General features: G+C 68.8%; 9 protein-coding genes. 6 read left to right on the plus strand and 3 right to left on the minus strand.

Going from position 1 to position 11817, the window contains the following annotated elements:
- Positions 1-573 precede the first annotated feature (573 nt).
- From AB839_RS20280 to AB839_RS20305, 6 genes are all read left to right on the plus strand, one after another.
- On the plus strand, positions 574-1029 hold the full coding sequence (locus AB839_RS20280; protein WP_061480705.1) for a MarR family transcriptional regulator: 456 nt from the start codon (positions 574-576) through the stop codon (positions 1027-1029).
- 108 nt (positions 1030-1137) lie between these two features.
- Positions 1138-1347: a DUF1656 domain-containing protein gene (locus AB839_RS20285; protein ID WP_025875651.1), complete on the plus strand. Its 210-nt coding sequence runs from the start codon at positions 1138-1140 to the stop codon at positions 1345-1347.
- Positions 1344-2261 carry an HlyD family secretion protein gene (locus tag AB839_RS20290; protein WP_061480710.1) on the plus strand — a complete coding sequence of 306 codons (918 nt, stop codon included), beginning with the start codon at positions 1344-1346 and terminating at the stop codon, positions 2259-2261. Before AB839_RS20285 ends, AB839_RS20290 begins: the two co-directional genes overlap by 4 nt.
- Complete coding sequence (locus tag AB839_RS20295; protein ID WP_061480706.1) at positions 2258-3727, plus strand: efflux transporter outer membrane subunit; 1470 nt, start codon at positions 2258-2260, stop codon at positions 3725-3727. The genes AB839_RS20290 and AB839_RS20295 overlap by 4 nt, the downstream gene beginning before the upstream one ends.
- 3 nt (positions 3728-3730) lie before the next feature.
- On the plus strand, positions 3731-5866 hold the full coding sequence (locus AB839_RS20300; RefSeq protein ID WP_229298498.1) for an FUSC family protein: 2136 nt from the start codon (positions 3731-3733) through the stop codon (positions 5864-5866).
- Positions 5863-6261 (plus strand): hypothetical protein, encoded by a 399-nt coding sequence (locus AB839_RS20305; RefSeq protein ID WP_061480707.1) that lies wholly within the window; start codon positions 5863-5865, stop codon positions 6259-6261. Before AB839_RS20300 ends, AB839_RS20305 begins: the two co-directional genes overlap by 4 nt.
- A gap of 489 nt (positions 6262-6750) precedes the next feature.
- Here the strand turns inward: AB839_RS20305 and AB839_RS20310 are convergent, their stop codons facing one another.
- The 3 genes from AB839_RS20310 to AB839_RS20320 form a co-directional block, all read right to left on the minus strand.
- Entirely contained in the window at positions 6751-7278 is a 528-nt protein-coding gene (locus AB839_RS20310; protein WP_061480708.1) for a hypothetical protein, read from the minus strand.
- Between the two features lie 130 nt (positions 7279-7408).
- On the minus strand, positions 7409-9289 hold the full coding sequence (gene recD, locus AB839_RS20315) for an exodeoxyribonuclease V subunit alpha (RefSeq protein WP_061480709.1): 1881 nt from the start codon (positions 9287-9289) through the stop codon (positions 7409-7411).
- Positions 9286-11817 (minus strand): exodeoxyribonuclease V subunit beta (locus AB839_RS20320; protein WP_061480711.1); only part of this gene is annotated, 2532 nt, incomplete at its 5' end. The genes AB839_RS20320 and recD, both read right to left, overlap by 4 nt.

Below are 11817 nucleotides of genomic sequence, written 5' to 3' on the forward strand. Positions count from 1 at the left end.
GGGTCGTCCTGTGGGGACGGTTCATCGGGGGGTCTGGCGGCGCCTGCCTGTTACGGGTCTGGATGGGGAAGGGCGGCAGGGCAGGACACGCCGTAAACCCATCCATGGGGGCTCGGTCGGCGCATCCATGCGCCTCACGGTCCTGCCCTGCCGCCCTTCCCCATCCCTGACAGTTTCCTGCGGGCGCGTTCCTGCGGGCGCGGCCGGACCGCCCGAAAGCGGGGGCAAAGGCGGGGGTTCATGGCTTCGGAAGCAGCGCGCCGCTGCTGTGGTGTCTTCTGCTTTGGTGGGTGCGGACCGTTGGTCCGCACTGCTTCTGCTCTTGCTTCCAAGAGCCAACCCACCGCGCTCGCGGGGTGATGGGAAGGCAGCGGGGGCCGGGCGGGGCAGGACCGTCCGCGGCATGGATGCCGCGGCCGAGCCTACAGGGACGTACTTGCGGCGTGTCCTGCCCCGTCCGGCCCCCGCCGCCCCACCCGACACCAGGCAGGCGCAACGCTTTCCTCAACACACCCACCCATTCATAAAAACCCATTGATAGGAATGAAATTAGTAGTATCCTATCTATCTCTTATGGACCGCCCCCTCGACGAGCGCACCGTGCTGCAGATGCAGCTCAGCTCCGGCCTGCTGTACGCAGGGCGGCAGTGGCAGCGCCTGGCCGACAGCCGGCTCGGCAGCTATGGCATCTCCACCGCCTGCACCATGCCGTTGCTGATGATCGGCCGCTCCGGCGGTGGCATCCGCCAGGTGGCGCTGGCCCAGCAGCTGGGTATGGAGGGTCCTTCCCTGGTACGCCTGCTGGACAAGCTGTGCGCCAGTGGCCTGGTCCGCCGCGAGAGCGACGCCAGCGACCGCCGCGCCAACCTGCTGTGGCTGACCGACGAGGGCCGTGCGCTGGTCAGCGAACTGGAAGATCAGTTGATCGGCCTGCGCCAGGACGTGTTCGGCGAGCTTTCCATGGATGAACTGCACGCCGTGCTGAAGGCATGGCGCCTGCTGGCCGAGGCCGCCGACCGCATCACGTAAGAGCGCTGCCCCCGAACGCCGCCGCTGCCGTGCACACGCCAGCGGCTTTTGCCCGTTGCTGTTGTTTCGTTGTCCCTCCCCTCCCCCACCTCGTCCCCGCCCCTACCGATGCCCGGTGAATTCAGTCTCCACGGAGTGTTCGTCCCGACCCTGCTTGGGTTGATGGTGTTGGCCTATCTGGTCAACAGCGGCCTGCACGCGCTGCTGCAGCGTGCCGGCGCCTACCGCCATGTATGGCACCCGGCGCTGTTCAACCTGGCGCTGTACGGAATCGTGCTGGGCCTGCTGTTCCACCTCCTGCGTTGGATGCAATCGTGAACAAGATCGTGAAGAAGACCCTGCCGGTGCTGCTCACCAGCGCAGCCGTGATCATCGCCCTGCTGGTGCTGCGCCAGCTGTGGGTCTACTACATGGATGAACCCTGGACCCGCGATGCCCACGTCGGCGCCGACGTGGTGCAGGTGGCGCCGGACGTGTCCGGGCTGGTGGAAACGGTGAACGTGGCCGACAACCAGGCGGTGAAGAAGGGCGACCTGCTGTTCGTCGTCGATCGCGCCCGCTACCGCATCGCGCTGGAGCAGGCCAAGGCCAGCCTGGCCGAGCGCCAGGCCTCGGTGGCACAGCTGCGCCGCGAGATCGGCCGCGACCGCAGCCTGCAGGACCTGGTCGCCGCCGAGGACGCCGAAGTACGCCGCGCCAAGCTGCAGGCCGCACAGGCGGCGCTGGCCACCGCACAGGCTGCGGTCGACCTGGCCGAGCTCAACCTCGGCCGTACCGAGGTGCGCGCCCCGGCCGATGGCCGGGTCAGTGACCGCACGATGCGCGTGGGCGACTACGTGGTGGCCGGCAAGCCGGTGCTGGCGCTGCTGGATACCGGCTCGTTCCGCATCGATGGCTACTTTGAGGAGACCCGGCTGCGCGGCGTGGCGCCGGGGCAGACGGTGGACATCCGGCTGATGGGTGAATCGACGCCGCTGCGCGGCCACGTGGAAAGCATTGCCGCCGGTATCGAGGACCGCTACCGCAGCAACGGCAGCACCCTGCTGCCGAACGTGACCCCGGCCTTCGACTGGGTGCGGCTGGCTCAGCGCATCCCGGTGCGCATCGCCATCGACGAAGTGCCCAAGGGCGTGGAACTGATCGCCGGGCGCACCGCCACGGTGACCGTGGACACCGGCCGCCATCCGCACAACGACAAGGCCGGCGCTTCGCCGACACAGGCGGGCCTGTGAACGCCGCCCTGCCCCGTCTCGGCCTGATCGTCGCACTGGCCAGCCTGGCCGCGTGCAGAACCGTCGGCCCGGACTATGCACTGCCGGAAGGCTCGGCGTTCAAGCGCCCGCAGGCCAATGCGGCCTTCATCGATACGCAGAACCCGCAGGTGGCTGCCAACCAGGCGCTGCCCGACCGCTGGTGGTCGCTGTACAACGACCCGGTGCTGGACGGGCTGATCACCCAGGCACTGCGTGACAACGTGGAACTGAAGGCCGCCGATGCGCACCTGCGCCGCGCCGCCGCCGTGTACGAACAGGCGCTGGACGCGGGCGGATTCGAGTACGAGGCCGAGGCCGGCGTCAGCCGCGCGCAGCTGTCGGCCGAATCGTTCCTGCAGGAGCACGAGCTGCCGGTGATCAACCTGGCCGATGGCAAGTTCGCGGTCAGCTACCAGTTCGACCTGTTCGGCAAGCTCAAGCGCGGCGCCGAAGCGGCGCGTGCCGACGAGCAGTCGGTGGCGGCGGCACGCGATCTGGCCCAGGTCAGCGTGGTCGCGCAGGTGGCCGACAGTTACCTGGAAATCTGCCACGCCAACCACGAACTGCACGTGGCCGAGCATTCGCTGCAGCTGCAGCAGCGCAGCCGCAGTGTCACCGAGCGCCTGATCGCGGCCGGCCGCGGCACGCCGCCGGAACTGGCCCGCGCCAATGCGCAGGTGGCACTGCTGGAGGCGGCACTGCCGCCGCTGCGCGCGCAGCGCTCGGCCGCGGCCTATTCGCTGGCCGCACTGCTGGGCCAGACCCCAGGCCAGTTGCCGGCCGGCGTGATCGACTGCGCGCACGCGCCCAGCCTGGCGCAGCCGCTGCCGGTCGGTGATGGCCGTGCGCTGCTGCAGCGCCGCCCGGACGTGCGCCAGGCCGAACGCAGGCTGGCCTCGGCCACCGCGCGCATTGGCGTGGCCACCGCCGAGCTGTACCCGGACATCCGCCTCGGCGCTTCGGTCGGTGCCGCCGGCCTGCTGGAAGACTTCGGCACGCCGATGACCCAGCAGTGGTCGATCGGCCCGCTGATCTCGTGGACACTGCCGTCGTCGGGCACGCACGCGCGCGTCCACGCTGCCGAAGCCGGCGCCGACGCCGCGCTGGCCGAGTTCGACCACACCGTGCTGCAGGCGCTGCGCGAGACCCAGACTGCGCTGGACCGCTATGCGCAGGACCTGCGCCGCCTGCAGTCGCTGCGCGTGGCGCAGGAGCAGGCCGCGCTGGCCGCCGAGCAGAACCGCCGGCTGTACCAGGGCGGCCGCACACCCTACCTGTCCAGCCTGGATGCCGACCGCAGCCTGGCCACCAGCGACGCCACCCTGGCCGCCGCCGAAGCGCAGGTCTCGCGCGACCAGATCCATCTGTTCCTGGTGCTGGGTGGCGGCTGGCAGGCAACGGTTGCCCCGGCGGCGCCGGCCACCGCACAGGCCTCGGCGAAGTAAGCCATGAACGCGCTGACCGACCGCCAGGCGTGGCTGTTCTCGATCAAGACCTACCTGGCCGCGGTGGCCGCGCTGTACATCGCCATGGCCGGCAACCTGTCGCGCCCCTACTGGGCGATGGGCACGGTGTACATCGTCAGCCAGCCGCTGCTGGGCCCGACCCGCGCCAAGGGCGTGTACCGCATCGTCGGCACACTGGTGGCCGGGCTGGCCACGCTGCTGGTACTGCCGGCGCTGGTGGAAACCCCGTTGGTGCTGAGTGCGGCGATGTCGATCTGGCTGGCCGGTTGCCTGTTCATGGCCCTGCTCAACCGCGGCCCTCGCGGCTACGCGTTCCTGTTGGCCGGCTACACCACCGCCTTCATCGGCTTCCCGGCAGTCACCTCGCCGGAGACCATCTTCGACACCGTGGTGGCGCGCAGCGAGGAGATCATCCTCGGCACGGTGGTGGCCGTGCTGTTTGCCTCGCTGCTGTTCCCGGCGTCGGTACGCCCGATGCTGCGCGCCCGCATCGGCAACTGGATGGAGGACGCCGCGCAGTGGTGCCGGCAGATCCTTGAGCGTGGCCGCGCACACGCGCCGCGCAACCGGCTGGCTGCCGACCTGGTGCAGTTCGAGGCGCTGATCGAATTCCTGCGCCGCGATGATCCACGCCATGCCGGTTCGGCAGTGTCGATGGAGCGCCTGCGCGAGCGCATGCTGTTGCTGTTGCCGGTGTTGTCGTCAATCGCCGATCGCCTGAGTGCGCTGCGCAGCGATGGCCAGGCCCTGCCGGATGGGCTGCCGGCGCTGGTCGACGACATCCGCGATTGGCTGGATGGCCCGACCAACGCCAGCGAGTACGCCCGCCTGCGCGCGCGCATCAGCGCGCTGAAGCCGCAGGTGGACCGCGACCTGCAGCACCTGCAGCTGGCCAGCCTGCTGCTGCGCCTGGAGGAACTGGTGGACCTGTGGCAGGACTGCCGCACCCTGCAGCACGCGATCGATCAGGGCACCGCGCCGTTGGATCGCGCGCACTACCGCATCCGCACCGAACGGGTGGCCACCGACAAGCACGTCGACTACGGCATGGCGCTGTTCTCCGCGCTCAGTGCCGGCGTGGCGCTGATGAGCTACTGCGTGCTGTGGATCGCGCTGGGCTGGGAAGGCGGCGGCAACGGCGCGATGATGGCGGCGGTGACGGCCGCATTCTTCGCCGCACAGGACGATCCGGCTCCCAGCATGGTGCAGTTCCTGGTGTGGGCGATGGTCGCCTCGGTTGTGGCGGGCGTGTACCTGTTCGGCGTGTTTCCAGCCGTGCACGACTTCGGCCTGCTGGCGCTGGTGCTGGCGGTGGCCTTCCTGCCGCTGGGACTGCTGCTGCATCATCCCAAGAGTGCGCTGTTCGCGCTGCCGCTGACAGTCAATCTGGCCGCGCTGCTGAGCCTGCAGAACACCTACAGCGCCAACATCCAGACCTTCCTCAACTCGTCGATCGCGATGTTCATCGGCATTGGCTTTGCAGTGGTGATGACCCGCCTGTTCCGTTCGGTAGGTGCCGAGTGGACCGCGCGCCGGCTGGTGCGGCAGGGCTGGACCACGCTGGCCGAAGCCGCCGAAGGACGTGGCCAGCAGGATCGGCAGCGCTTCGCCGCACGCATGCTCGACCTGCTGGGCCTGCTCGCACCGCGCCTGGCAGCGACGCCGGAGGGCAGCGACATCGCCTCGGTGGACATGCTCAACGAGGCGCGCATCGGCCTGAACATCCTGCAGCTGCGTCGTGCACGGCTGGAACTGCCCGAGCGCAGCCGCGAAGCCGTCGAGCACATCCTGGAAGAGATCGCTGGGCACTACCGGCGGCAGATCGCGGCGCGCAAGCCGATTGCTGCAGACCAGGCGCTGCGCGAGCGGCTGGATACCTCGCTGGGCCGGGTTGGCAGCGTGGCGGCATGCAAGGCCCGCGACGAGGCGCTGATGGGCCTGATCGGCCTGCGCTTCGCGCTGTTCCCAGAGGCCAGGGCGCTGGCGCCGGGCTTGGCGATGAGCAGCCGAACAGCTCTAGCGGGATACCCTGTGCGTCCACAGACCCCGTTGCCGGGGTCGGATCCTTCGCCGCAGGCGAAGGCGCTGACCCCTGCTCTGCACAGGAAGCTCCAATGAGTTACGACATGATGGTGTTCGAGGCCAGCGCCGCGCCACGCGAGGCGGCGGCCTTCATCGCCTGGTTCGAGAAGCAGACGCAGTGGAACGAGCGCCACGAGTACGACGACCCGACCGTCAGCAGCCCGGCACTGCAAGCGTGGTTTGCGGAGATGGCGCAGGAATTCCCGCCGTTGAACGGACCACTGAGCAACGACGATGACGATCGTGCCGAGGTGACCGAGTACAGCATCGGCCGGCAGGTGATCTACGGCGCCTTCGCGTACTCGGTGGCCGAGCGCGCGCACGGACGGGTGCAGGATCTGGCCGAGAAGCACGGCGTGGGTTTCTTCGATGTGAGTGCCGATGAAGCGGCGATCGTGTTCCCGGATGGGTTGGTGTTGATCGCGGAATGACGGGGGCGGCAGGGCTGCGCCCTGCACCTGCCGAATCAACGTCAACGTCAACGGCAAAAGCCTGCATTCCGTAGGTTGGCGGGGGGGGGCCGGTTGCGGGGGACGCTGCAAGTCCCCCTCCGGGGCCCGGCCCAGCCGCTGGCGGCTGTGCGTTCGGGCGCTTGCGAAGCAGTGCTTCGCAAGCAAAGCGCCCTCACCCCTGTAAGCTCGGTCGCCGCTTGCTCGTGTGCGCTGTCCTGCGCACACGGCAAGACCGGGGTTGGGCATCCTGCCCAACCCGCCCGAGGCATGCCTCGGGCCCATGCGGCTCACGCCCCCGCAACCGGACCCACCCCGCCTTCGACAGTTTCCTGCGATCTGTCGGCACGGCGTTCTGCTCTTGTGGGTGTCGACCTTGGTCGACACGGTAGATCCACGCCATGCGTGGATGAACGTCGGAATGATCGAAGTACGCTTTTGTAGAGTCGAGCCATGCTCGACTGCTTCTGGCTAGCGATTGAGGAACAGATCAACCGCTTCATCCGCTTCGTAAGCGGTTATCTGCCCAAGCATGCGTGCGACGCCGGTATTGCCGTGGGCCAGCGCAAGCGTTGTCAGCAACGCTGAACTCATGCTTCTGTCATGCGTGTCCAGGATTACGCTGGCAGCAAAGCGCGCGAGGCACTGAAGCGATTCTGAGTAGTGCGGCTCCAGAAATTCAGGGAGCTCGATATCAGCTTCCCTTCGCTCGATCTCGATTGTGATCGGCAGCCCAACGAAGTCGAACATCAGGAGCTCTGGCTGCTGCAGAAGCGCATCAACAATATGCGGCACCGCCGCAAACGAAGCGCTGTAGACGTCCCCTTGATGGCACAGGCTGCTCCACAACTCGTGCCAGGTGTCCTCGATCGGATCGTCTTCGGATCTTTCGTTTTTCGGGATACTGAGATTGGCCAGCAGCTCCGGAATGTCATCCGCAGCGCCATAGGCATGCTGCAGTTCGGCCCATCGTGGGTCATCCAGAGCCATAAGGGCCATGTGCCGGTTCCTGTGTCGTGGAATAGCAACGCAGGATAGGTAGCGCCAACGGCGTCATCAAACGGCAAATGCGACATCGGGGCGATGGGGTCAGAGCCCTTTCCCGATGGGAACGGGATCCGACCCCGATTCAGAACAAGGTGCCCTGCACCGTGGGCTGTTCGACACGCGTTGGTGCTTCAACCACGTCTTCCGCACCCAACCGCCAGGCCAGGCCGCCCAAGCGGCTGGCGTGCCGCTTCAGTGCGGCCTGCAGCACGTCGGCGCTGCAGGCCACATGCAGTACCTGGCGGGCGCGGGTCAGGCCGGTGTAGACCAGCTCGCGCGACAGCACGCGGCCGTCCTGGCGTGGCAGCTGCAACCACACTTCGTCGAACTCCGAGCCCTGTGCCTTGTGCACGGTCATCGCAAAGGCGCTTTCGTGCGCGGGCAGTGCTGCGGGGTGGAAGGCGCGTGGTTGGTCGACGGTATCGCCGGGGAACCAGGCCACCATCGCGCCGCTGCCATCGCGCAGGCAGATGCCGATATCACCGTTGAACAGGCGGTGCCGGTAGCTGTTCTCGGTGACCAGCAGCAGGCGGCCCTGGAAGTAGCCCGGGGTGTTGCCTGCCAGCAGCTGTTCGATGCGGCTGTTGAGCCCACGCGCACCTTGCGGGCCTTCGCGCAGCGCGGTCAGCACGCGCAGGCGACCGGCCTGCTGCAGGGCACGTACCGGATCCGCGGCCTCGGCCAGTGCACGCCAGTGGCCCAGCAGATGCTCGCGCTGACCGCGCAATGGATCGGCTTCGCCTTCGTGGAAGTGCACGCCGGCCAGTTCACCACTGCGCAGCAGCTGCAGCGCGGTGCCGCTGTCGCCTTCACGCACGGCATGCGCCAGCGGTGCCAGGTCCAGCGCATCACTCTGCCGGTAGCCGCGTTGCAGCTGTACGCGACGGCCGGCGAAGGCGCGTGGTGCGGCCTGCGGCTGCAAGGTGGCCGGTGCCAGCAGGCCATGCAGCGCCAGCGCATCGTCGGCGCGGGTGCCGATGCCATCACCGCTGGCGCGCAGGATCGCGCTGAGCACATCACCGGCTTCGACCGACGGCAACTGATCGGGGTCGCCGAGCAGGATCAGGCGGGTGCCGCTGGCAATCGCATCGACCAGCTTGGCCATCATTGGCAGATCGATCATCGACGCTTCGTCGACCACCACCACGTCCACCGCCAGCGGATTGTCGGCGTGGTGGCGGAAGCGTGGTGAGTCGGGAATCACGCCGAGCAGTCGATGCAGGGTGGTGCCGCTGCTGGGCAGTGCCGCGCACAGCGTCGGATCCAGTCCCTGTTCCTGCAAGCGTTGCACGGCCATGCGCAGGCTCTCGGCCATCCGCTCGGCGGCGCGACCGGTGGGCGCGGCCAGCGCCACCTCGGGCAGCGGCTGGCCGGCGTGCCGGGCCTGCGCGGCCAGCAGCAGCAACAGGCGTGCGATGGTGGTGGTCTTGCCTGTGCCGGGGCCGCCGGTGACCAGCGCCAGTGGATGGCGCAGCGTCACGCCGGCTGCGCGTGCCTGGTGATCTTCACCGCGCGATGCGTGCGGGAACAGCTGCGCGAACAACGGCGCCAACGCTGCCATGTCCGGCGCCGGCAGCGGATGCCGGCCGATGCGCTGCAGACCGGTGGCCAACTGGCGCTCGTACTCGCGGTAGCGGCGCAGGTACAGCAGCCCGTTCTCCAGCACCAAGGGGGCATCCCCGGCGATGGCGTCAGCCTGCTCCGGCGTCGTCACCCAGGGCGATGCGCGCAGCTGTGCCAGCCAGGCCTGCGCGGCGGGCCACTCGGGCACGCCTTCCAGCAACCGCTGCGGTTGTGCCGGATCGAACGCGGCGTGGCCCTGCGACACCGCCAGCGAAGCCAGCGCCGCCGCCAGCGCCACGCTGTCGGGAGTGTCGTCGCGCAGCCGCTGCAGGCTGGTCGCCAATGCATGGTCGAGGGTGCGCAGCAGGCCCTTCTGGTGCAGTTCCTTCAGCAGGTTCATGCGCTGGCTCCTCGGGCACGCGCGGCGAGCTGGGCCTGGGCCTGCTCGCCGCCGGCGAACAGCGCGTCGAGTGCATCCACCAGCGCGAACGGGAAACGATCCACGTGCACGCCATTGCCCGTGCCATCCAGGCCGCGGCAGAACAGGTAACGGATGCCGCCCATGTCGCGCTCGTAGTCGTAGGCGGCGCCCAGGCGGAAGCGCAGCCAGCGATGCAGGGCCACGGTGTAGATCAGCGCCTGCAGATCGTATTCGCTGTGGCGCATGGCAATGGCCAGCAGGTCCGGGCTGTAGCCGGGCAGGCGGTTGGACTTGTAGTCGAGCACGTACCACCGGCCATCACGCACGTAGGTCAGGTCGATCATGCCGGTCATCAGCCCCTCCAGGCGGCGGCGCTGGCCGAAGCCGCGGCGGCCACTGGAAACACCGTGCGCATGCAGCACCTGCAGCAGCGCCGGCACGGTGGTCGCCTCGATGGCGAAATGGAAGTCGATTTCGGCGCGGCGCTCGCCTTCACCGAGGCTGTACAGCGCACCGCCTTCGGGCAGCGGTACGGTCAGCGTGTGGCCCACCAGCGGCACCAGCACCGCTACGCCATCGTCCAGATCGACGTCGGCATAGCCCTCATCGTGTAGCGCCTTGCGCAGCACCTCGACCTGGCCCTCGGGAGCTTCCCGGCCTGGTTGCCAGTCAGCCCATGCGGCGAAGTCGACGTTTTCCATTGCCTCGTGCAGCACGTTGCCGAAGCGGCTGCCCATGAAACGCGAGTCGAGCGGCGCGCTGTCCTCGGCCACCGCGGCGGCTTCCGGCAGTGCCGGTTCCAGCGGCAGCTCCGGGCCGGTGGGTTCGTCGGCTGCCGGCGCCGGCAGCGCGGTGGCAGCGGCTTCGATGTCACTGCCCGCGCCGGCATCGGCGTGGGCCAGCTGGGTGAAGCTGTACACCCACCAGTCGTGCGGAACGCGCCGGGTCAGTGCACGCACCGCCGGAAGATCCCCTTCCACTTCGGCCGCCAGCTGCGGCAGCGCAGCCGGTACCTCACTGTCATCGATGCACACATCGGCATGCGCGCGCAGCGCCTGCAGGTCACCCAGCAGCGGTGCCAGCCGCGTCCTGCCGAGCCCGGCCAGATCACCCACGGCGATCCACAGCGCGTGCTCGGCGCGGGTCAGGCCGACATACAGCAGGCGCGCATCCTCGGCACGCTGCTCGCGCTCGCGCTGCGCAGTGGCCGCTTCCCAGGCCTCGTCCTTGCCCAGCTTCCAGTGCAGCTGGCGCTGGCCGCCCACATGCACCGTGCAGTGCGAGGCGGTGTTGGGCGCACCGCCATCGATGCCCACGAAGGGCAGGAACACCAGCGGGTACTCCAGGCCCTTGCTCTTGTGCAGGGTGATGATCTGCACGCGGCGCGCATCCGATTCCAGGCGCAGCAGCTGCTGCTCGTCATCCTGGTCGGCGCTGGCCATCTGGCCCTGCAGCCAGTCCAGCAGGCCGTGCATGCCCAGTGCCTGCGCCGAGGCCTCCTGCAGCAGTTCGCCCAGCTGCAGGTAGTTGGTCAGGCGGCGCTCGCCATCGATCAGCGCCAGCAGGCGTTCGCCCTGCGCGGCGCAGACGTCGGCGATCACCGCGAACGGGCCGCCGCGCTGCCAGCGCTCGCGCCAATGCAGAAGCTGCGCCTGGAACCCGCGTTGCAGGTCGCCCTCGTGCTCCATCGCCGCGATCGCACTGGCGCGCTGGCCGAGCAGCACCGTGGCCAGCGCCGCGCGCAGGCGGCCCTCGTCAGCCGGCTGCAGCAGCGCCAGCAGCAGTGCACGCAGATCACGCGCTTCGCTGGTGGCGAACAGACTCTGCTTGCCCGCTGCCACGGCAGGAATGCCGACCGCGGCCAGCGCGCGCTGCACCAGCGTGGCCTCACGATGCGAGCGCACCAGCACCGCGATGTCACCCGGCTGTACCGGGCGCCCACGCAGCACCGCATTGCCGGCGCGCGCCGCGACCAGGATCTGGTGGATCGCCGCCACACAGGCCTGGGTCGCTGCTTCGCGCGAGGCATCGGCACTCATCGCCTTGTCACCGCCACTGCGCAGCACGCGCAGGGTGAGTGCCGGGGCGGCATGGCCGTCGCGCTGGTAGTCCGCATCGCTGCGCACGCCACCGGGCCGCACCGGCTCGAACTGGATGTCACGCTCGAGGAAGGCGTCTTCGCCACCGTTGTCGTACAGCGCCTGCAGCGCGCGCAGCACGGCCGGTCGCGAGCGGAAGTTCTGGTCAAGCACCGGCGCCTGTTGCGCCGCCCGCTTGGCCTTCAGGTAAGTGTGGATATCACCGCCACGGAAACCGTAGATCGCCTGCTTGGGATCGCCGATCAGGAACAGCGCCGGTGCCAGGCCGAGCTCGCGCACTTCCGGTGAATCGCCGAACACGGTGTGGAAAATGCCCCACTGACGGTCGTCGGTATCCTGGAACTCATCGACCAGCGCGATGCGGTACTGCGCGCGCAGCTGCTTGACCAATGCCAGCCGCTGCGGGCC

The sequence above is a fragment of the Stenotrophomonas sp. DDT-1 genome (assembly GCF_001580555.1).
In the GTDB taxonomy this organism is placed as follows: domain Bacteria; phylum Pseudomonadota; class Gammaproteobacteria; order Xanthomonadales; family Xanthomonadaceae; genus Stenotrophomonas; species Stenotrophomonas sepilia.

Coding starts and splice junctions, on each gene's coding strand:
- AB839_RS20280 (WP_061480705.1), top strand. CDS start 574: ATGGACCGCCCCCTCGACGAGCGCACCGTGCTGCAGATGCAGCTCAGC.
- AB839_RS20285 (WP_025875651.1), top strand. CDS start 1,138: ATGCCCGGTGAATTCAGTCTCCACGGAGTGTTCGTCCCGACCCTGCTT.
- AB839_RS20300 (WP_229298498.1), top strand. CDS start 3,731: ATGAACGCGCTGACCGACCGCCAGGCGTGGCTGTTCTCGATCAAGACC.
- AB839_RS20305 (WP_061480707.1), top strand. CDS start 5,863: ATGAGTTACGACATGATGGTGTTCGAGGCCAGCGCCGCGCCACGCGAG.
- AB839_RS20310 (WP_061480708.1), bottom strand. CDS start 7,278: ATGGCCCTTATGGCTCTGGATGACCCACGATGGGCCGAACTGCAGCAT.
- recD (WP_061480709.1), bottom strand. CDS start 9,289: ATGAACCTGCTGAAGGAACTGCACCAGAAGGGCCTGCTGCGCACCCTC.